At 73.1% G+C, this 20995-nt stretch carries 15 protein-coding genes; 5 read left to right on the top strand and 10 right to left on the bottom strand.

The features are described from left to right. From ACFV18_RS31335 to ACFV18_RS31305, 7 genes are all read right to left on the bottom strand, one after another. On the bottom strand, positions 1–6863 hold a 6863-nt coding region (locus tag ACFV18_RS31335), incomplete at its 3' end, for a type I polyketide synthase (RefSeq protein WP_380488680.1). A gap of 157 nt (positions 6864–7020) precedes the next feature. Then, positions 7021–7818 (bottom strand): SAM-dependent methyltransferase, encoded by a 798-nt coding sequence (locus ACFV18_RS31330; protein WP_380488676.1) that lies wholly within the window; start codon positions 7816–7818, stop codon positions 7021–7023. Beyond that, positions 7815–8969, bottom strand: a complete 1155-nt coding sequence (locus ACFV18_RS31325) for an alpha/beta hydrolase (RefSeq protein WP_380488675.1) — start codon at positions 8967–8969, stop codon at positions 7815–7817. Before ACFV18_RS31325 ends, ACFV18_RS31330 begins: the two co-directional genes overlap by 4 nt. Continuing rightward, positions 8966–9754 (bottom strand): 2-oxo acid dehydrogenase subunit E2, encoded by a 789-nt coding sequence (locus tag ACFV18_RS31320; protein WP_380488674.1) that lies wholly within the window; start codon positions 9752–9754, stop codon positions 8966–8968. Before ACFV18_RS31320 ends, ACFV18_RS31325 begins: the two co-directional genes overlap by 4 nt. Continuing rightward, positions 9751–9978, bottom strand: a complete 228-nt coding sequence (locus tag ACFV18_RS31315; RefSeq protein ID WP_380488673.1) for an acyl carrier protein — start codon at positions 9976–9978, stop codon at positions 9751–9753. The genes ACFV18_RS31320 and ACFV18_RS31315 overlap by 4 nt, the downstream gene beginning before the upstream one ends. After that, complete coding sequence (locus ACFV18_RS31310) at positions 9975–11876, bottom strand: HAD-IIIC family phosphatase (RefSeq protein WP_380488672.1); 1902 nt, start codon at positions 11874–11876, stop codon at positions 9975–9977. The genes ACFV18_RS31315 and ACFV18_RS31310 overlap by 4 nt, the downstream gene beginning before the upstream one ends. A gap of 5 nt (positions 11877–11881) precedes the next feature. Further along, on the bottom strand, positions 11882–12913 hold the full coding sequence (locus ACFV18_RS31305) for a 3-oxoacyl-ACP synthase III family protein (protein WP_380488671.1): 1032 nt from the start codon (positions 12911–12913) through the stop codon (positions 11882–11884). Between the two features lie 379 nt (positions 12914–13292). Here ACFV18_RS31305 and ACFV18_RS31300 point away from each other — a divergent pair, with 379 nt between their 5' ends. The 4 genes from ACFV18_RS31300 to ACFV18_RS31285 all read left to right on the top strand — a co-directional run bounded on the left by ACFV18_RS31300 (position 13293) and on the right by ACFV18_RS31285 (position 16127). Further along, a complete protein-coding gene (locus ACFV18_RS31300) occupies positions 13293–14390 on the top strand; it encodes a cytochrome P450 (protein ID WP_380488670.1) in 1098 nt (365 codons plus the stop codon). Beyond that, positions 14387–14614, top strand: coding sequence for a ferredoxin (locus tag ACFV18_RS31295; RefSeq protein WP_380488669.1), 228 nt, complete (start codon positions 14387–14389; stop codon positions 14612–14614). Before ACFV18_RS31300 ends, ACFV18_RS31295 begins: the two co-directional genes overlap by 4 nt. Positions 14615–14894: 280 nt before the next feature. Beyond that, positions 14895–15602: a BTAD domain-containing putative transcriptional regulator gene (locus ACFV18_RS31290; RefSeq protein WP_380488668.1), complete on the top strand. Its 708-nt coding sequence runs from the start codon at positions 14895–14897 to the stop codon at positions 15600–15602. 111 nt (positions 15603–15713) lie between these two features. Beyond that, a complete protein-coding gene (locus tag ACFV18_RS31285) occupies positions 15714–16127 on the top strand; it encodes a hypothetical protein (protein ID WP_380488667.1) in 414 nt (137 codons plus the stop codon). A 48-nt stretch (positions 16128–16175) separates the two neighbouring features. Here ACFV18_RS31285 and ACFV18_RS31280 read toward each other — a convergent pair whose 3' ends face one another. Next, a complete protein-coding gene (locus tag ACFV18_RS31280) occupies positions 16176–16985 on the bottom strand; it encodes a thioesterase II family protein (protein ID WP_380488666.1) in 810 nt (269 codons plus the stop codon). Between the two features lie 184 nt (positions 16986–17169). After that, a complete protein-coding gene (locus ACFV18_RS31275) occupies positions 17170–18666 on the bottom strand; it encodes an MFS transporter (RefSeq protein WP_380488665.1) in 1497 nt (498 codons plus the stop codon). Positions 18667–18835: 169 nt separating this feature from the next. Here ACFV18_RS31275 and ACFV18_RS31270 point away from each other — a divergent pair, with 169 nt between their 5' ends. Further along, positions 18836–19414: a TetR/AcrR family transcriptional regulator gene (locus ACFV18_RS31270; protein ID WP_380488664.1), complete on the top strand. Its 579-nt coding sequence runs from the start codon at positions 18836–18838 to the stop codon at positions 19412–19414. Between the two features lie 180 nt (positions 19415–19594). Here ACFV18_RS31270 and ACFV18_RS31265 read toward each other — a convergent pair whose 3' ends face one another. Then, the gene (locus ACFV18_RS31265) at positions 19595–20659 is read right to left on the bottom strand and encodes a methyltransferase (protein WP_380488663.1); all 1065 of its coding nucleotides are present in this window, start codon (positions 20657–20659) and stop codon (positions 19595–19597) included. Positions 20660–20995 lie beyond the last annotated feature (336 nt).

Genomic DNA, 20995 nt, shown 5'->3' with positions numbered 1-20995 from the left:
ACCAAACCCAACACACCCTCCACCACACCCCGCGCACCCACCGCCACACCCAACCCCTCATCCACCAACCCCACCTGACACACCACCACCTCGGGCAGAGTGCTGTCGGGGCCGAGCGAGTCGAGCAGGGCGGCGAGGTCGGAGTACCGGGTGACGGGCAGACCGGTGGTGTCCAGCGTGTGGGGACCGACGAAGGCCCAGGCGCCGGGCGCGGGCGCCGCCACGGTCGCGGTGTCGGTCGGCATCGGGAGCCAGGCGACTTCGAGCACCGGGTGCGATGCGGGTCGGCCGACGGTGGTGTTCAGTTCACGGAGCGTCAGTTCGTCCACGGAGACCACCGGCGCGCCGGTCGGGTCGGCGGCCTCGATCGAGGCGGTGCCGTCGGCGCGCCTGGTCAGCCGGACCCGCAGGTCGGTGGCCGCGACCGCGTGCAGGCTGACGCCCGACCAGGAGAACGGCAGCCTGGGGGCGGCGGCCGCAGGGTCGAGGACCAGCAGGTGCAGGGCCGCGTCCAGCAGCGCCGGGTGCAGGCCGTACGCCTCGGCCGCCGACCGCTGGTCCGCGGGCAGGCTGATCTCGGCGTAGGTGGTCTCGCCGTCCGACCAGGCCCGGGTGACGCCCTGGAACAGCGGCCCGTAGTGGTAGTCCTGGTCGGCGAGCCGCGGGTAGAGGTCGGTGAGGTCGAGCGGGTGCGCGCCGGCCGGCGGCCACTGCTGCGGCAGCGCCGAGGGCGCCGCGGCGCTGCGGCGCAGGGTTCCGGTGGCGTGCCGGGTCCACTCCTCCTGGGGGGTGTCGGCGTCCTCGGGCCGGGAGGAGACGGTGAGCGAGCGCCGTCCGCTCCCGTCGGGCGCGGTGAGCGAGACCTGCAGGCGCACGGCGCCCGCCTCGGGGAGGATCAGTGGCGCTTCGAGGGTGAGTTCCTCCAGGTGTCCGTGGCCGGTCCGCTGCCCGGCGTGCAGGGCGAGTTCGACGAAGGCGGTGCCGGGCAGCAGCACGGTGTCGCCGACCCGGTGGTCGACGAGCCACGGGTGGGTGCGCCGGGACAGCCGTCCGGTGAAGACCAGTTGCTCGTTGTCGGCGAGAGTGGTGGTCGCGCCGAGCAGCGGGTGGTCGTCGGCCTGCAGGCCGAAGTCGGCGGCGGCGCCGCCGGTGCCGGGCGGTTCGGCAAGCCAGTAGCTGTCCCGCTGGAACGGGTAGGTGGGCAGCTCGACGGCGGGCCCGGCGCCGGGGAACAGCGCGGCGGGGTCCAGCGGCGCGCCGGCGGCGATCGCGCGGGCCAGCGAGTCGAGGAAGCGCGGGTAGCCACCCTGCCGGCGGCGCAGCGAGCCGACGGCGGTGCCGTGGACGCCCGTGCTGTCGAGGGTCTCCTCGATGCCGACGGTGAGCACCGGGTGCGGGCTGGCCTCCACGAACAGGACGTGGCCCTGTTCCACGAGACCGCGGACCGTCTGTTCGAACCGGACGGGGTTGCGCAGGTTGCGGTACCAGTAGCCGGCGTCCAGTTGGGTGGTGTCCTCGATCAGCGCGCCGGTCAGCGTGGAGTGGAACGGCACCTCGGCAGTCGTCGGCCGGATCGGCGCCAGCAGCTCGGCGAGCTCCGCCTCCAGTGCTTCGACGTGCGCGGAGTGCGAGGCGTAGTCGACCGGGATCCGGCGGGCCCGTTCGCCGTCCTGCTCGCAGCGGGCGAGCAGTTCGTCGAGGGCGCCGGGGTCACCGGAGACCACCGTGGACCGGGGGCCGTTGGCCGCCGCCACGAACAGCCGGCCGGGCCAGTCGGCGAGCCGCTGCTCGACCTCGGCGGCGGGAAGGGCCACCGAAACCATGCCACCGGTGCCCGCCAACCGCAGCAACGCCTTGCTGCGCAACGCCACCACCCGCGCCGCATCCCGCAACGACAACGCACCCGCCACACACGCCGCCGCAATCTCACCCTGCGAATGCCCCACCACCGCCGCCGGCACCACCCCCGACGACCGCCACAACTCCGCCAACGACACCATCACCGCAAACAACACCGGCTGCACCACATCCACCCGCTCCAACGACGGCGCACCCGGCACACCCGCCAACACCTCCCCCAACGACCAGTCCACGAACTCACCCAACGCCACCCCGCACTCCGCCAACCGCCCAGCGAACACCGGCGACGACGCCGCCAACTCCACCGCCATCCCCACCCACTGCGACCCCTGACCGGGGAACACCAGGACCGGCCGGATGTCGTGCTCGGCGAGGCCGCGCACCAGCGCGTCGTCGGCGGCGCCGGCCGAGAGCGCGCGCAGCGCCCGCAGGGCGTCGTCGCGGCCGGTCGCGGTGATCACGGCGCGGTGCGCGAAGCGGGCCCGCGCGGTGGCCAGGGTGCGGCCGACGGCCGCCACGTCGAGCGGGCCCTGCTCGGTGGCGAGCATCGCGGCGAGCCGCTCGGCGAGTTCCCGCAGCGCGGTGTCGTCGCGGGCGGTCAGCAGCCACGGCACGGCGGTGCCCTCGCAGGCCGGGGCGTCCTCGGAGGCGGGTGCGTCGTCGCAGGCCGGGGCGCTGTCGGAGGTGGCCGCGCCGTCGGAGGCGGCGGGGGCCTCCTCCAGGATCAGGTGGGCGTTGGTGCCGCTGATGCCGAACGAGGAGACGGCGGCCCGGCGCACCCGCTCGCCGCGCTCCCACGGCACGGGCTCCTGCAGCAGGCTGACGGCGCCGCTGCTCCAGTCCACGTGCGAGCTCGGCGCGTCCGCGTGCAGGGTCTGCGGCAGCAGGCCGTGCTGGAGGGCCATCACCATCTTGACGACGCCGCCGACGCCGGCTGCGGCCTGCGCGTGGCCGATGTTGGACTTCAGCGAGCCCAGCAGCAGCGGGCGGGCCTGGTCGCGGTGCCGACCGTAGGTGGCCAGCAGCGCCCGGGCTTCGATCGGGTCGCCGAGCTTGGTGCCGGTGCCGTGCGCCTCCACCGCGTCGACGTCCCCGCCGGTCAGACCGGCCGCGGCCAGGGCGGCGGCGATCACCCGTTCCTGGGCCGGTCCGCTGGGCGCGGAGAGGCCGTTGCTCGCCCCGTCCTGGTTGACCGCCGAGCCGCGGATCAGCGCGAGCACCCGCAGGCCCCGGCGCTCGGCCTCGGAGCGGCGCATCAGCAGCAGCATGCCGACGCCCTCGGCCCAGGCGGTGCCGTCGGCGGCCTCGGCGAAGGCCTTGACCCGGCCGTCGGGCGCCAGTCCGCGCTGACGGCTGAACTCGACGAACATGCCGGGCGAGCTCATGACCGCAGCGCCACCGGCCAGCGCGAGCTCGCACTCGCCGCGCAGCAGGGACTGGGCCGCCAGGTGCAGCGCGACCAGCGAGGACGAGCAGGCGGTGTCCACGGTGATGGCCGGCCCGTGCAGGCCGAGGGTGTACGCGATGCGGCCGGAGGCGACGCTGGAGGTGTTGCCGGTCAGCAGGTATCCGTCGTAGCCCTGGGCGCCCTGGTGCAGGCGCGGGCCGTACTCGGGGGCGACGGCGCCGACGAACACGCCGGTACGGCTGCCGCGCAGGCCGGACGGATCGACGCCGGCCCGTTCCAGCGCTTCCCAGGAAGTCTCCAGCAGCAGCCGCTGCTGGGGGTCCATCGCGGTCGCCTCGCGGGGGCTGATCCCGAAGAAGCCGGGGTCGAACCGGTCGGCCTCCGCGAGGAAGCCGCCGACATCGACGTAGGAGCGGCCGGGGCGCTCGGGGTCCGGGTCGAAGAGTGAGTCGAGGTCCCAGCCGCGGTTGTCGGGGAAGGCGCCGATCGCGTCGGTGCCGTCGGCGACCAGCCGCCACAGGTCCTCCGGCGAGACCACCCCGCCCGGGAACCGGCACGCCATCCCGACGATCGCCACCGGCTCGTCGGCGGCGGGCGCCGCCCCGGCGGCCGGCTCCGTGCCGTGCGCGGCGGTGTCGCCGGCCAGCCGCTCGGCCAGGTGCCGGCCGAGGGCGAGCGGGCTGGGGCAGTCGTACAGCAAGGTGGTGGGCAGTTCGAGGCCGGTGGCGAGGGAGAGCCGCTCGCACAGGTCGACCGACATCATCGAGTCCAGGCCGAGGTCGCGGAAGACCGCCTCGGTGTCAACGTCGGCGGCGGAGGCGTGGCCGAGGACGGCGGCGACCTCGCCGCGCACCAGGGCGAGCAGCGCGCCCGACCGGTCCGCTGCGGGCGCGGCCGGTGCGGCGGGGGCGATGGGCGCCGCGGGGGCGATGGGCGCCGCGGGCGCGGCCGGGGCTGCCGAAGTGCCGGGCGCCGGTGCCGGGCGGGCCGGGTCGCCGAGCTCGGGCCAGTAGCTCTGCCGCTGGAAGGCGTAGGTCGGCAGGGGGACGGTGCGGGCGGCGCTCGGCGCGAAGAAGGCGGACCAGTCGGGTTCGGTGCCCGTGAGGTGGAGCTGCGCCAGCGAGCGGACGAGGGTCTCCTCCTGCGGCCGGTCATGGCGCTGTGCGGCCACCACGATCGGGGCGGGGACGGTGTCCGCGGGCAGGTTCTGCCGGATCATGTGCAGCAGCGCCGCGTCGGGGCCGATCTCCAGGAAGCGGGTGACGCCGAGTCCGTACAGGGTCCGCACGCCGTCGCCGAACCGGACGGCCGCGCGGACGTGCTCGGCCCAGTAGTCGGCGGAGGCGAGCTGCTCGGCGGTGGCCTGCCTGCCGGTGAGGTTGGAGATGACGGGCACGGCGGGCGGGGCGAAGTCCAGTTCGGCGGCCAGGGCGCGCAGGCCGTCCAGTGCGGGTTCCATCAGCCGGGAGTGGAAGGCGTGGCTGACCTGGAGCCGGCGGGTGCGCCGGCCGCGCTCCGCGAAGGCGGCGGCGAGGGCGTCCACCGCGGCCTCGGGGCCGGAGACGACGGTGGAGCCGGGGGCGTTGAGGGCGGCGATGCCCGCGTCGAAGCCGTGCTCGGCGAGGGCGGCCAGCACCTCGTCCTCGGTGGCCTCGACGGCGGCCATCGCGCCGCCCGCGGGCAGCGCCTGCATCAGCGCGCCCCGGCCGGCCACCAGTCGGCAGGCGGCGGGTGCGGACAGCACGCCGGCCACGTGGGCGGCGGCGAGTTCGCCGACCGAGTGGCCGATCAGGTAGTCGGGCCGGATGCCGAGCGAGTGGAGCAGCCGGTACAGCGACACCTCGAAGGTGAACAGCGCGGGCTGGGTGCAGGCGGTCCGGTCGAGCAGCGCGGCGGCGTCGCTGCCCGCTTCGGCGAACATCACCTCCCGCAGCGGGTGCTCCAGCAGGCCGTCGAACTCCGCGCACAGTTCGTCCACGGAGCGCCGGAACACCTCGAACGCCCCGTACAACTCGCGGCCCATGCCGGCCCGTTGCGCGCCCTGGCCGGAGAACACCAGGGCCAGGCCACCGTGCGGCGCGGCGCTCCCGGTCAGCACGTGGCCGGCGGGGCGGCCGTCGGCGAGCGCGGCGAGGCCGTCCAGCAGGGTCGCGCGGTCCCCGCCGAGCACGGCGGCGCGCTGCCCGAAGGCGGTCCTGGTCGTGGCGAGCGAGCGGCCGAGCTCGGCGTCGGTGCCCTCCGCCCCCTCCGCGAGCCGGTCGAGCAGCCGCCGCGCCTGCCCGCGCAGGGCGTCCTGGGTGCGGCCGGACAACAGCCAGGGGACGGTGCGGTCGGACGCGGGCCCGGCAGGGGCGGGGGTGTCCGCGCGGTGTTCGGCGAGCACCAGGTGGCAGTTGGTGCCGCCCATGCCGAACGAGCTGACGCCCGCCACCAGCCGCTCCGCGGGGCGCGGCCAGGGCTCGTTCCGGGTCTGCACCTGAAGCCGGAGTTCGTCGAGCGGGATCTCGGGGTTGGGGGCACCGAAGTGCAGGCTGGCGGGGAGTTCGCGGTGCCCGATGCTGAGCGCGGTCTTGAGCAGCCCGGCGATGCCGGCGGCGGCCTCCAGGTGGCCGATGTTGGTCTTGACGGAGCCGACCCGCAGCCGGGCGTCGGCGGCCCGGTCGGCGGCGAACACCGAGCCGAGCGCGGCGGCCTCGACGGGGTCGCCGACCCGGGTGCCGGTGCCGTGCAGTTCGACGTACTGCACCTCGGCGGGCCGGACGCCGGCCGCCGCCTGGGCGCGGCGCACCGCCTCGGCCTGGTGGTCGGCGCTCGGCACGGTGAGGCCGCTGGTGCCGCCGTCGTTGGTGACGGCGCTGCCGAGGATGACGCAGTGGATCCGGTTGCCGTCGCGCACCGCCTGGGCGAGGGGCTTGAGCAGCACCAGTCCGGCGCCCTCGCCGCGCACGTAGCCGTCGGCGGCGGCGTCGAAGGTGCGGCAGCGCCCGGTCGGCGAGAACGCGCCGAACTTGGCCGAGACCTCGGTGGTGTCGGCCAGCAGGTCGAGGTTGACGCCGCCGGCCACGGCGAGTTCGGATTCACCGGCCCGCAGGCTCTCGCAGGCGAGGTGGACGGCCACCAGGGAGGAGGACTGGCCGCTGTCCACGGCGAGGCTGGGCCCGTGCAGGCCGAGCACGTACGACAGCCGGTTGGGGATGATGCTCCGGTGGGTGCCGGTGACGGTGTGGCCGGTGGCGGCGTCGGGGCCGCGGCGGCCGAGCAGGTGGGCCCAGTCGTCCCAGATCGCGCCGACGAAGACGCCGGTGCGGGAGCCGCGGAGCTGCGCGGGGAGCAGGCCGGCGTCTTCCAGGAGTTCCCAGCCGAGTTCGAGGACCAGGCGCTGCTGCGGGTCCATCTCGACCGCCTCGCGCGGCGAGATCCCGAAGAACGCGGCGTCGAAGCCGTCGACCCGGTCGAGCAGGGCGGCGTGCCGGGGCCGTCCGTCGCCGGCCGGCCCCCAGCGGTGCGCGGGGACCGGCGCCACCGCGTCCCGGCCTTCGTGCAGGAGCTGCCAGAACGCCTGCGGGCTGTCGGCGTGCGGCAGTCGGCAGGACATGCCGATGACGGCCACCGCGTCCTGGTCGGGCCCGGCGGACCGGTCGGCGTCGATGTTCGCGTTTCCTGCAACCACCCTGCTCACTCCTCCGTCGAAAAACCGGGGCCGGGGCCCCGCCGTGGCCGGCTGCCGGTCCGTGGCCGGCTGTCGGTAGCGGTCAGTTCTTGCGGGCGACGCCCGCCCAGATGACCATTTCGCTGACCCTGCGCGGGGCGTCCGCCCCCGAACGCCACTCGGTGGTCTGGACCAGGCCGGGGGGCAGTAGTTCGAGGCCGTCCAGGAAGCGGCCGATCTGGGCCTTGGTGCGGTTGGCGTTGAGCTGGATGTCTCGCTTCTCGAAGGCCCGGTCGGTGGTCTCGGCGAGGTCGTCGAGCTCGTCCAGCGACACGTGCGAGAGCACCAGGTGGCTGCCGGCGGGCAGCGCGTCGAGCAGCAGCCGGACCGCCGCCCACGGGTCCCGGTGGTCCGGGACGAAGTGCAGGACGGCGACCAGCAGCAGCGCCACCGGCTGGTCGAAGTCGATGAGTTCGCGCACCCGTGGGTGGTCGAGGACGGCCTGCGGGCTGCCGAGGTCGCCGAGGATCACCGCGATGCCGTCCTGGCCCGCCACCAGCGACTCGGCGTGCGCGGCCACCGTCGGGTCGTTGTCCACGTACACCACGCGCGCCGCCGGGTCGATCGCCCGGGCGACGGCGTGCACGTTGTCCTGGGTGGGCAGACCGGAGCCGATGTCGAGGAACTGGCGGATGCCCACCTCCTCGGTCAGGTAGGTGACGGCGCGGATCAGGAAGTCCCGGTTCGCGCGCGCGGCGGCGAACACTCCCGGGTCGGTCACCGCGATCTCGTCGACCAGCGCGCGGTCGACCGGATGGTTCTCGGTACCGCCGAGCAGGTAGTCGTACATCCGGGCCAGGCCCGGGCGGGTGGTGTCGATCCGGGTGGAGGTGTCGCTCACGGAATCGTCCTTTCTGCGGAGGGGGTTGACGGGGCGCCGGGGACGGCGGCACGGGTTCGGCGGGTGCGCAGGCCGAGGACCAGCCGGCGCAGCCGGAGCAGTGCGGCCGCGGTGGACAGCAGCACCGGGAGCGGCCCGCGGACGCCGCGCATCCGCAGCAGGGAGCGGAAGATCCACACCCGGGTCTCGGTGGCGTTGCCGGGGCCGGCGTGCGCGTCGCGGTACTCCAGCACCTCGGTGCGCCGGGTCCGGCTGCGCAGCCGGGCCACGTCCGCGCCGGGGATGATCGCGTCCTCGTGGGTCGCCAGGTAGTGGATCGGGATGTCCAGCGCGGCAAGTTCCTCGTCGGTGAGCGCCCAGGGGGACAGGTCGCCGGTGATCCGCTCGGGATCGGTGCGGGTGAGCCGGGCCAGCGTGTCGACGGTGAGCGCGGGCAGGCCGCGGCGCCAGTCGGGGTCGGTGAAGAAGGCGCTGACGGGTGCGGCGATGGTGATGACGCCCCTGATCCGCGGATCGTGGACGGCGCTGCGCAGCGCCGCGTGTCCGCTGAAGCTGAGGGTGAGTCCGTAGGTCTGCTGGACGTCGGCGGAGTCGGCGACGGCGTCCAGCAGCCGGGGGATCATCCGCCAGCTGTCGGCGCCGTAGGTCAGCGGGTTCTCCCCCACGCCGGGGAGTTCGGCGACGAGCACCGCCATGCCGAGCCGGGCGGCCCGGCCGAGCAGCGGCATCCACTGCTCCTTGATGCTGATGATGCCGCCCATCACCAGCAGCAGGGGCCGCTTCGCGGTGCTGTCCAGGCCGCTGGCCCAGCACGGCACCGTCTCGCCGAGGACGGGGAGTTCGAGCCGGACCACGCCGTTCCCGGCGGCCCAGTCGGCGCACACCCGCACGCATGCGCGCAGCGCCTCCGCCCGGGCCGGGCCGTCGACCGCCGGGAACCGCGCGAGGTTGTAGTAGCCGCAGGCCTCCAGCAGCCGGCCTTCGGCCTCCAGCCGGGCCGCGGCCCGGCTCCACTCGCCGGTCCAGGAGCCGGGGGCGTCCCGGTCGTCGGAGTCGATGCGCCCGCACACCTCCCGGTAGGCGGCCTCCGTGATGTTCTGGGCCCTGGCGTGCGCCAGCCCGTACGACTTGAGTTCGGCGACGTCGTTCACGCGGGGCCTCCGGCGGGGCGCGGTCCGTCGGGGGCCTTGAACTCCTCCAGTGCGGACTTGATGTCGGCGAGCAGGTCGGCGGCCTCGGCGCCGTCCACCACCCGGTGGTCGAAGGCGAGGTTGAGGCGCATCACGGGCGCGATCTCCACCCGGCCGTCGCGGACCACGGGCCGCTCGGTGATCCGGCCGAGGCCGAGGGTGACGGTGGTGCCGCCGACCGAGTGGAAGCCGTCGACCGGCCGGTGGCCGAGCGAGGAGACGGCGAGCGTGCCCATGATCCGCCGCCGGCCGGCCGGGCTGCTCAGCGCCCGTCCGAACAGCAGCGCGCCGAGCGGCACGGGGAGCCGCTGCAGCCGCTTGACGGGGGCGAACTCCGGCATGAGGTCGGGGTCGCCGTCGCGGTAGTGGGCGAGCCGGTCCTGGATCTCGGCGAGGTCGGCCAGGTCGGCGCCGGGCAGCACGGCGGAGAGCACGACCCGCTCGCCGTCCAGGTGCTTGTCCATGACGACCTTCACATCGACCCGGTCGTGGCTGTCGATCCGGGGCCGCAGCACGCCGTGCAGCGTGGCGTTGGCCCGTGGGTGGGCGGCGAGCGCGCGGGCGGCGGTGTGCACCACGGCGGCGACCGCCGAGTACCGCAGGCCGCCGGCGCGGGCCTCGGCGCGGGCCTGCTGCACCCGGGTCATGTCGACCTCGGTGTCCAGGAAGACCGGCGAGAAGCGCCTGATCGAGCGCAGGAAGTAGTAGGTGTGGCGGCGCTGCCGCACCAGTGGCCGGAGGGTCATTCGCCCACCGCCAGCCGGTACACGTGGGCGAGGGTGGGGGCCTCGATCACCTGCGGGAGGGGGAGTTGGTTCCCGGTCTCCCGTTCCAGCACGGTCAGCAGCCACATCACGTGCAGCGAGTCCCATCCGGGCACCTCGTCGATGTTGCGGTGCAGGTCCTCGACGGTGACGCGGACGCCGATCTGATCGCCGATCAGCTCGGCGAAGTCCTCCAGGCTGTTCACTGCTTCTCCTCCTCGGCGGTCCGGGCGGGCCCGGTGCGGTCGACCAGCCGGATGTGGCCGGGCACGGCGGGCAGTTCCTCCAACAGGTGGCGGTAGGCCGTGGCGGTGCTGTCGCCGCCGGTCTCCCGGAAGCCGTGGCCGGGGTAGAGGCCGCGCACCTTGGCGTTCTTCGAGGTGGCCCGGTACTCGGCCTCGACGGCGCGCAGGCCGAGCGCCGAGGCGTGCCGCAGCACCGCGGCGAGGCAGGCGTCCTCGACGCCGCGGGCCAGGACCCGGCAGCTCAGCAGGAAGTTCTCGACGGTCAGCACCTCGCCGGTCCGCCGCAGGAACAGCGCGCCGGTCAGTCCGCTGCTGCCGAACCGGTCGCCGACCTGCACGGCCAGCACGGTGCGCGCCGGGTCGTCGATCCGCTGCTGCACCTCGGCCGGCTGGAGCCGCTGCGTGGTCAGGTTGAACTGGTTCGTGCGCAGCGTCAGTTGGGAGATCCGGGGGACCTCGGCGGGCGTCGCCGGGGCGAGTGTGACGGTGATGCCGAGATCGTGCAGGTAGTCGTCGAGGCCGGTGTGTGCCGCCCGCAGTTCGCCGCGGGCCGCGTCGGCCCGGTACATGGCGGTGCGTTCGGCGTCCTCGGCGGTGACCGAGCGGACGGTGAACCAGCCGTCGGCGAGCAGCTTCTCGATGTGCAGGGCGGGCTCGGCGTCGAGTGCGACCACGTCCACCTCGGGGCAGCGGTCCCGGACCAGCCCGCACTCGTGCGGGCTGTCGTCGGCGAAGACGAAGCTGTCCAGGCCGATGCCGATCACCTCGGCGAGGTCCCGCAGGTGGCCGGGCTTGGCCTGCCAGTCGGCCCGGACCTGGACGAAGTCGTCCTCGCGCAGGGTCATGCCGGGGTGCGAGCGGAGCACCTCGCGGACCGGCCCGATGTCGTTCTTGCTGACCGCGGCGAGCAGCACGCCCTGCGCGGCGAGCTGCCGCAGGACCTTCTGGAAGGCGCTGAACGCCTTGCCGCGCAGGCCCTCGCCGATCTCTATGCCGTCCTGGCCGTCCTCGCCGAGCACGCCGCCCCACAGGGTCTCGTCGAGGTCGACGACCAGGCACTTCTTGGTCCGGCCCTGCAGGTGCCGGGCCAGGTGGGCGGCCTCCCTGGCGTAGGCGGCGAGCAGCGGGGCGGACAGGTGGGTGCCGGTGTAGGCGCTGAGCCGCGGGTCGGTGGCGGGCACGCCGTCGGCGAGCAGCGGGTCGAGGTCGAGCACCACGATCTGCGGGCTGCGCTCGCCGAGCCGCAGCAGCCGGGCGGCGGCCTCCCGCCAGAGCACGCCGAGCCGGGCGCGCGAGCGGTGGTCGACCAGTTGTGCGGCGAACCGGCGCGGCAGCGGCAGGGTGTTGAGCACCAGGGTGGCGGCGCTGCCGGCCACGAAGCGCTCGGCGAGGCCCTCGATCAGGCCGATCCGGTGGTCGAGGGCGGTGTGGACGGAGTCCAGGTCCCACGGGGTGGGCAGGTCGTCGAACACCATCGTCGGGTCGAGCACGCAGAGCACCAGGTCGGGCCGGGCGGTGTGCAGGTCGCCGGCGGGGTCGGACAGTTCGGTGACGTAGCTGTCGAAGTCGGTGACGGTCGGGCGCAGCAGGAGGCCGTGCCGGGCGAGTTCGGCGGTCAGCGGCGGCACCAGCATGGCGAGGTTGCCGTGTCCGGTGACGGCCACCCGTACCTGCGGCACTCCTTCGTGGGCGCGCAGTACCGGGTCGGGGCCGAGCCGGGCGAGCAGTTGTCCGGCGCGTTCGAACTCGGCTCCGGCGGCGTCCGCGAGGCGGGCGCGGACCTGCGGGTACTCGGCGGCGAGCCGGCCGGCCCGGTGCAGGTCGAGCAGGGAGCCCGCGCCTGGGGTGGTGGCGGTCATCGTGTTCACACCCGCTCGATCGCGAAGCCGGCCCGGATCCACTTGCTGGACTCGACCGAGATGCCCAGGGCGCGGTCGCCGCGGCCCATCAGCTCCAGCGCCCGTTCGAGCTGGAAGAACGGTGTCGCGTTTCCGGTGTTGCCGGTCCGGGCGACGCAGCTGATCTCGGTGGCGCCGGGCAGTGCGAGGGCGTCAACCACCTTGCGGGTCATCCGGCCGGAGAGCTGGGGCGGCAGCAGGTAGTGGACGTCCTGTTCGGTCCAGCCGAGGTCGGCGAGCAGCCGGTCGCGGATCTCCCGGCTCATCTGTGGCACCGCGGCCTCGATCTCCTTGTAGTCCTCGACGGCGGGGGTCCGGTCGGACATCCGGTCGGCGGGGCCGAACCATTCGAGGACCTGCCCGGCGGGCCGGCCGAGCCCGGTCAGCCGGACCGAGCTGTGCCGGATCACGGCCTGTGCCCCGGCGGGTTCGACGGCGAGCAGCGCGGCGCCCGCGCCGTCGCCGAACAGCACGTAGTTGATGAGTTGTTCGGGGCGCATCGCGCCGAAGTCCTGGCCGAGGTCGAAGTACTTCTCGTTGAGTTCGCCGCCGATCACCAGCGCGCGCCGGTACGCACCGGTGCCGAGCAGCTGGTGGGCGGTGGTGAGGGCCTGGAACGCGCCGGTGCAGCCGGACTGCAGCTGGTAGACCGGGACGCCGTCGATGCCGAGCCGTTCGGCGACCACCGAGGCGGTGGTCGGCAGCAGCCGGTCCGGGGTGGCGGTGCCCATCACCAGCAGGTCGATGTCGGCGGGCCCGGCGGACGCGGCTTCGAGGGCGCGCCGGCCGGCCAGTTCGGCGAGGTCGGCGAGGGTGTTGCGGCGTTCGCCGGTGTCCAGGTCGACCGAGAGGTGCCGGGTGTCGGTTCCGATGAAGAGCTGGATCCACTCCTCCCACTGGCCGCTCATGCCGAAGCGCCGGGCGAGGGCGGCATTGTCGACCGGCGGACCGGGAAGGGCGGTGCCCGTTGACACGATATGGATTCCCTCGGGCCTCATCAGATCCCTCCGCGTGGTCGGCGTGCTGCCCGTCCGGGCCGCTTCCGTCGGAGATCCTCAGGCCGAATGCTTAAGCGGCTTTAAGGGCGTTCTTGGCCCGGCGGCGCCGGGCGCGGCGCTCCGGCAGATGCTCTCCCCGGGGGGCCGGGCGTCGCAGGGTGCTCAACAGCACCATGGCCAACCCACTTAAGAGTGGCTTTAGTTGGCACCACGAGTATCAATACGGAGGCAATCCAGTCACACTGCGCCCGGAAGTGAGAATTCCGTGAATGATGTGTCGCTCGGGACTGAAATTCCTCAGTTCCCGATTGTCCGTAGTTGCCCTTTCATCCCGCCCGCGGAGTACACCGCACTGCGCGCCGAGCGGCCGATCAGCAAGGTGGCCCTCCCCGGCGACCGGGCGGCCTGGCTGGTGACCAGGTACGAGTTCGTGCGGCAGCTGCTGGGCGACCCGCGGGTCAGCTCCGACCCGATGAAGCCCGGCTTCCCCTCGCTGGTCGAGGGCCAGCAGGACGTGGACAGGAAGGGCGTGCTGCCCTGGATGGACCCGCCGGAGCACAACCTCTACCGGCGCACCGTGGTCAACGAGTTCACCTTCCGCCGGGTCAAGGCGATGCGCCCCTACATCCAGGGGATCGTCGACGACTGCCTCAGCACGATGCTGGCCAAGCCCGGCGAGGCCGACCTGGTCCAGGACCTCGGCCTGGTCGTGCCGTCGCTGGTGATCTGCGAGCTGCTCGGCGTTCCGTACAGCGACCGGGCGATGTTCCAGCAGCGCGCCCGGACCGTGGTCAACCGCACCGTCACCGCCGAGGAGTGGGCGGCCAACCTCGGCGACATGCGGGCGTACCTGGCCGATCTCGTCGAGCGGAAGAGCGCCGACCCGTCCGAGGACGACCTGCTGACCCGGCTGATCGTCAAGTTCGACGAGAACGGGCTGGACGACCGTGACCAGCTGATCGGCCTGGCGGTACTGCTGCTGATCGCCGGGTTCGAGACCACGGCCAGCCTGATCTCACTGAGCGCCGTCGTCCTGCTCAGCCACCCCGACCAGCTGGCACTGCTGCAGGCCGACCCGGCCACCGCCCCGGCGGCGACCGAGGAGCTGCTGCGCTTCATCAGCCACGCCGACCACGTCACCCACCGGGTCGCCACCGAGGACATCGAGATCGGCGGGATGGTGATCCGGGCCGGCGAGGGCATCCTGCTGTCCACCGCGGCGGGCAACCACGACCCGGAGGTCTTCGAGGACCCCGGCACCCTGAACCTCGCCCGGGACAGCCGTCACCACCTCGCGTTCGGCTACGGCATCCACCAGTGCATCGGCCAGAACCTGGCCCGGCTGGAACTGGAGGTGGTGCTGTCCACGCTGTTCTCCCGGATCCCCACCCTCAAGCTGGCGGTGCCGGTCGAGGAACTGCCGTTCCGCCGCGAGACCCTGATCTACGGCTACGACTCCGTTCCCGTCAGCTGGTGAACGGCTCCTTCCACGAGCACCGCGCGACCCGGGTCAGCGTAGACCCCGGCCGCTGCATCGCCGCCGGCCAGTGTGCCCGGGTGGCCCCCGAGGTCTTCGACCAGGACCCGGACGAGGGCACCGCGTTCGTCCTGCAGGCGGAGCCCGGCCCCCAGGACCTGGGCCTGGCCCGCCTCGCCGCCGGTCTCTGCCCGGCCACCGCGATCAAGCTTGCCGGTTCCTGAGTGCGAGCGTCCCGCCGATCGGCCCCTGGCCGGTCGGCGGACCTCACCTGTCCGAATTGCCCGCCGCGCATCCGCGCCTGGGGCTATCGTCACAGGAGGCAATCAACCGGCTACGGGAAGAGAGGACAAATTGTACAATAACCTGCAGCTCACGGGCTCGAACAACAGAATCGGGCTCCTCGAGTCGAATTCCCGTCCGGCTGTCGTCGCGACCCCCCACAGAGCGATCTTCGAAGTACTCGGCCCGGTGTGCGTGAACAATCACGAGCAGCGGCGGTCGGTGAGCGCCCGCAAGGTGGAAATCCTGTTCGCCGCGCTGCTGGCCAGGGCCGGACAGAGCGTGGGAATCAACGAGCTGATCACCGAGCTCTGGGGCGAAAGTCCACCGGCACGCGCGACGGCGGCACTCTACGTCTACGTTTCCCAGCTCCGGAAGTTCCTCATCGAGGCCGGTTGCACGGGCAGCAGAATAGAGACCCAGCATTCCGGTTACACACTGCACCTGGGCCCGCACGAGTTGGACGTCGAGGTTTTCCTGTGGCTGGTGCGCAACGGCCGCAAGCTCGTCGACCGGAACGAACACGAGCGGGCCGTCGCGGAATTCAAGCGGGCCCTCGGCCTGTGGCACGGGCCGGCCCTCGGAAACCTGCGGGACGGGCCGATCGTCAACGGCTTCGCCACCTGGGTGCAGGAGCACCGGCTCGAATGCATCGAGATCATGATGGAGTCCAACCTGGTGCTGGGCCGGCACCGGGAGATCATCGGGCAGCTCTACTCCCTCACCGTCGACCAGCCGTTCCGCGAGGCCTTCTACCGGCAGCTGATGCTCGCCCTCTACCGCTCCGAGCGCCGGGCCGACGCGCTGCGCGTCTACCGGACCGCCCGCGAGACGCTCCGCCGCGACCTCGGGATCGACCCCGGAACCGCGCTGCGCAATCTGCACCAGGAAATCCTCACCGCCGACGACCGGTCGGTGGTCGTCGGCTGACCGGCGCGCCCGTCTGCGGGCCAAGGCCGGACAAGGCCGAACAAGGCCGGGCTTTAGGAGCGGGACCGACCATAGCGGCAGGAATGTCCCATCGAGGCACCAGGGAGCGACATGACGAACATCGTCATCGACAACGTGACGGAAAAGACGGTCCGCTACCACTACATCGGGCAGAACGAGCCGCTGCCCATCCAGAAGGTCGGGGACGGAATCGTCTACTTCGACGAGATCTACGACGCCGAAGGCGCCACGATCGGACACACCATCGGAATGGTGACGGCCACTCACGTCGCGGCCAACGGGCACCTCATGACGCATTACGAGGAGGCCATCGAACTTCCCGACGGGACTTTGCGCTCCGCCGGCACCATCGACCGCCAGGACATGCTGGCCGGCGGCTGGGCCCGGTTCCCCGCCGTCGGCACCGGGGGCAAGTTCCTCGGACTCACCGGAATCCGGGAGTGGGGCCTGATCCTCCCGGTGTCCACGATGACGGTCAACCTCCGCATCACTCTCAACGGCTGATCCTGCTCGGCGCCGGCCGAGATCCGCGCCCGTCCCGGTAGGCGTCCCCTACCGGGACGGGCGCGTTCCGGTCCGCCCCGCCGGCTGCGCCGCCGCACGGACCAGGGCGCCGAGCCGCTCCGCGAACGGCGCCGCGGATTCCCGCAGGAAGAAGAAGTGCCCGCCGGCGAAGCGGTGCAACGCGCCGCCGGCGGCCCCCGACCCGACCCAGGCGCGCGCGTCCGGCTCGCTCACCAGCGGGTCCGCGGCGCCGTGGAAGACGTCGACCGGGCACTCCAGCGGCGGCGGCGGTGCGGTGCTCCGGCTCGCGCACAGCCGCAGGTCGGCCCGGGTGAGGTCGAGCGCCGGCCGGTACCAGTCCGGGTAGGCGAGCAGCTCCGGGGACATCCCCCCGCAGTCGACGATCTTCCGGATCAGCTCCTCGTCGGGGTCCGCGTACGCGGCGGCGAAGGCCGGCGGCAGCTGCGGGGCCCTGGCCGCTCCGGCCACCAGCCGCTCCGGGATCCGCGCCCCCCTGGCCTGCCGGCGGACCGTCAGGTCGTGCGCCACCAGGGCGCCCATGCTGTGGCCGTAGAAGAAGTGCGGAGCGTCCAGGTGGGGATCGAGCTGCCGGTCGAGGACCGCCACCAGCTCCGCCATCGAGCCCGGCCCCGGCTCCCGCAACCGGTTCTCCCGGCCGGGCAGTTGGACCGGCAGGACATCGACGGCGGGCCGGAGCGCGGTGCGCAGCGCGTTGAACACCGAGGCGCTGCCGCCGGCATGGTGGAAGCAGAACAGCGACGGCCGCCCGTCCCCCGCCGGCCCGGCCGTCAGGTAGGACGTGCGTGCCGCCGCCGCGGTTCGGTCCTGTTCGCGCATCGGAGTGCCTCCCATCGGGTTTTCCGCCATGGTCGGTGCAGCACATTGGCTGCCGCTGAACCCGACCCAAAGGGGCCCGTTCGCCCGGCGGCCGCCGCGCTCCCGGCGCCGCACGGGCCCGAGGACGGCACCGGGCGCCCTGCTCCGGCCGGGGAGACGGAGCAGGGCGCCCGGCAGTTCGGGATCAGCCGGCCTTGGCGGCGGGCTTCGGCGTGCGGATCAGCACCATGGCGATCACCAGGGCGCAGCCGACGAAGGCGATGCTGGCGGTGAAGGCGCTCTGCACACCGTGGGTCAGCACCCGGTGCGCCTCCTGCACGGCGTCACCGGCGCCGGGGTGCTTGGCGGCGTCGTCGCTGGCGGTGCCGTACACGGTGACCAGGATGGAGAGTCCGAGCGCGCCGCCGAGCTGCATCATGGTCTGCAGCACGCCGGAGGCGGCGCCGGCCAGCTGCGGCGGGACTCCGCTGAGCACGGTCACGTTGGTCGGCATCAGGCAGCAGCCCGCGCCGACGCCGAACAGCAGCATCGGGCCGAGCACGCCGACCGCGTAGCTGTCGGACACCTCGATCCGGCTGAGCCAGACGGCGGTGACCGTCATCAGCAGCGCGCCGGCGACCATGAAGCGCTTGGCGCCGTACTTGGGGAGCATCTTGGGGACGACCCGGGCGACCGCGAACATGCCGAGCGTCATCGGCAGGAAGGCGAGCCCGGCCCGGATCGGCGAGAACTCCAGCACGTTCTGGATGAACTGGCTGAGGAAGTAGAACAGGCTGAGGATCGTCGCGGTGAACATCAGCATGTTCAGGTAGGCGGCGGTGCGGGTGCGGTCCTTGAACAGCGCGAGCGGCACCATCGGGTGGCCGACCTTGCGTTCGACCAGGACGAAGGCGACCAGCAGGGCCACCGCGACGGCGAAGCAGCCGACTGTCAGCCCGTCGCCCCAGCCCTTGGCCGGGACGCGGATGAAGGCGTACACCAGCAGACCGACGCCGGCCGTGCCGGTGAGGGTGCCCAGGAAGTCGAAGCGCCCGCTCTGGCGGGCGGTCTCCCGGATGCACAGCGGAGCCAGCACGGCGACCGCCACGCCGATCGGCACGTTGACGAACTGCACCCAGCGCCAGGACACCCAGGAGGTGAGGATGCCGCCGAGGATCAGGCCGATCGAGGTGCCGGTGGCCGCGGTCGCCGAGTAGATGCTGAGTGCCCGGTTGCGCGGGGTGCCCTCGGCGAAGTTGCTGGCGATCAGCGCCAGGGTGCCGGGGGCGGCCATCGCCGCACCAACGCCCTGCAGCGCACGCGCCAGGATCAGCAGCCAGGGCTCATTGGCCAGGCCGCCGAGCAGGGAGGCCAGGGTGAACAGCACGGTGCCGATCACCAGGACCCGGCGCCGGCCGAAGATGTCGCCCGCCCGGCCGCCGAGCAGCAGCAGGCCGCCGAAGGCCAGCAGATAGGCGTTGATCACCCAGGACAGCCCGACCGGAGAGAAGTTCAGGGCGGCCTGGATCTTGGGCAGGGCGATGTTCACGATGGTCGAGTCGATGCCGACCATCAGGTAGCAGGTCGCGATGACCGCCAGGGTCAGGCCCGGACGGCGCGCGCCCGGCGGCGTCTCGGCCGGTGCGGAACGGTCCGGCGCCCCCTTCGGGGCACTGGTGTCCACGGCGTTCCGATTGCTCATGTCGCTCCTTGTCGAGCCCGGTCCGGACCCGCCTGAGCGGTTGCCGGACGGCAGGGGGCAGGGCGGAGCACCCGGCGGCCGACCCAGGACTCCGATTTACTCAACAACCGTAGAGCCAAGGCTCGAGCTGAGTCAACGCACGTTGAGTGGGCTTGGGTAATATCGATACGTGGATACCAACGGACCTGCCCGCTCCCGGGCCGAACGACGTCGCAACTCGGAGCGCCGCATCCTTGAGGCGGCCCGCCGGATCTTCGGTGAACTCGGCTACGAACGGACCACCATGCGGACCGTGGCCAAAGCCGCCGAGGTCGATCCCGCCCTGATCATGCAGTACTTCGGCAGCAAGGAAGGCCTGTTCCGGCAGGTCGTCCGCATCGACACCGAGTCGATGGAGGCGGACGCCACCGAACCGCTCAGCGAACTCCTGCTGGCCGGGCTCGGAGTGAAGCTGGCCGGCATGCCCGCCACCTCACTGACCATGCTCCGCTCGATGCTCACCCACCCCGAGGCCGCTGCCGAGATGCGGGCGATCTTCGGCCAGCAGATCAAGCAGATCGCCACCGCCCTCCCCGAGGACGAGGACGCCGATCTGCGGGCCGCCCTGCTGATCACCGCGCACCTCGGCGTGGTGATCGGCCGCCACCTGCTGGAACTCGACCCGCTCAAGGACGCCGCCCCCGAGAAGATCGTCGAGCTGCTCCAGCCCGGCTTCCGCACGCTGGCGGCCGACCCCGACGCCGACTGACCGCCACACCCGGACGCGGCATCCGGGGAACGTGACACAGTTCGGCCGGGGGCACCCCGGGAACGCGAACGGCCGGGGGCACCCCGGGAACGCGAACGGCCGGGGGCACCCGGGGAACGCCAATGGCCGGGGAGGGCGCTCGCCCTCCCCGGCCGAACTGTGTCGCGTCTGCCGGCGGCGCTACTGCGCCCCGGCCGGTCGGTGCCCGACCGCCAGCACGTGCCCGGCCGTGCCGAACGGCGCGGTGCCGACATCGACGAACCCGGCGTCCGCAAGGTAGTCGCGGCACTCCGACTCCAGGTACTCCGAGCCCCCACCCTGGGTGGCCAGGTACATGCTCAGGCTGGCGATCAGCTTGGCCCGGTCCGAGCGCCGGTCGTCCATCATCCGGTCGAACACCAGCACCGCGCCCCCGGGCCGGACGGCCTGCGCGGCCTTGCCGATCAGCATCCGCCGGGTCTCCGGCGACCAGTTGTGCAGCACGTCACCGAAGATCACCACATCGGCCACCGGCAGCGGGTCGGCGAAGAAGTCCCCGCCGTGGAACCGGGCGCGCTCCGCCAGCCCCGCCCCCGCCATCAGCCGGTCGAAGAACGGGCCGAGCTGCGGCAGATCGAACACCCCGACCCGCAGGTGCGGCGCGGCCTGCGCGATGTGCGCGACATGGTTGCCCCGGGCGCCGCCGACGTCCAGGACCGTCCGGTACCGCGACCAGTCCAGCGCGTCGGCGAGCAGGTCGCCCGGCACCGAGTTGTAGGAGTCCAGGCCGTCCAGGAAGTCGGACAGGGTCTCCTCGTCGTCGGCGACGGAGGAGTAGAACCCACTGGTCCACCCGTCACCGCGGGGCTTCCCGTCCACCCCGGCCGCCCCGCCCGCCCCACCCCGGAGCGAGGCGGCGACGCCCGACCAGGACGGGTACATCAGCCTGCTGTAGTAGCCGAGCGAGCTCCCCAGGTAGCCGGCCTGCCCGGCCACCAGGAACCGCTCCGCCGCCCCGCTGTTGACGAACCGCCCGTCCTCGACCTCAAGCAGCCCGAGGGTGACGAGCAGGTGCAGAAAATCGGTGGCGGGCCGGGGAACCAACCCCAGCCGCTCACACAACTCCGCCGCATCGGCGGGACGTTCGTGCAGTTCGGTGAAGACACCGAGTTCCATGGCGGCCAGAAGCCCCTGCGCCTCGGCAAAGCGATTGGCGAGGTCGATGAGCTCCTGCGGACTGTCGGAGGCGAGTCGCTGGGGGGTCATGCCCTCATCCTCGGAGCTGCCGCTTAAGCCGCCATAAATCCCGCCCAGTTTCCCGCCCGCCCCACCGGTGACCGCCGGGGCAACCGGAATCGACGGGCGAGCGACGAACAGCAGCCACGCGGCCCGCCATCGGACCGCCCCTCCGCACGCGCCTGCGCCCGCCCCGGAGGGCTTCTGCCGCCGTCAGCCGGTCGACGCCGTGCGCTACTTGGTCGCGGGCGGCGTCACTTGCGGGCGGTGCCGGAGGACTTCCCCGCGTGGGACCGCGCCTGCGCCTTCTTCCGGCGGTGCCGGGACCGCGGGTCTGGCCGCCGAGTTCCACGACCGGCTGCGGGC

The organism is Kitasatospora sp. NPDC059673 (assembly GCF_042734215.1).
Taxonomy (GTDB): domain Bacteria; phylum Actinomycetota; class Actinomycetes; order Streptomycetales; family Streptomycetaceae; genus Kitasatospora.
The sequence above is the reverse complement of the archived record's forward strand: the minus strand, read 5'-3'. Positions and strand labels throughout refer to the sequence as shown.

What these genes read in the sequence shown, in the direction of transcription:
- ACFV18_RS31280 (WP_380488666.1), bottom strand. Translation starts at nt 16,985, where the DNA reads ATGCGCGAACAGGACCGAACCGCGGCGGCGGCACGCACGTCCTACCTG.
- ACFV18_RS31265 (WP_380488663.1), bottom strand. Translation starts at nt 20,659, where the DNA reads ATGACCCCCCAGCGACTCGCCTCCGACAGTCCGCAGGAGCTCATCGAC.
- ACFV18_RS31275 (WP_380488665.1), bottom strand. Translation starts at nt 18,666, where the DNA reads ATGAGCAATCGGAACGCCGTGGACACCAGTGCCCCGAAGGGGGCGCCG.
- ACFV18_RS31320 (WP_380488674.1), bottom strand. Translation starts at nt 9,754, where the DNA reads ATGACCCTCCGGCCACTGGTGCGGCAGCGCCGCCACACCTACTACTTC.
- ACFV18_RS31285 (WP_380488667.1), top strand. Translation starts at nt 15,714, where the DNA reads ATGACGAACATCGTCATCGACAACGTGACGGAAAAGACGGTCCGCTAC.
- ACFV18_RS31305 (WP_380488671.1), bottom strand. Translation starts at nt 12,913, where the DNA reads ATGAGGCCCGAGGGAATCCATATCGTGTCAACGGGCACCGCCCTTCCC.
- ACFV18_RS31310 (WP_380488672.1), bottom strand. Translation starts at nt 11,876, where the DNA reads ATGACCGCCACCACCCCAGGCGCGGGCTCCCTGCTCGACCTGCACCGG.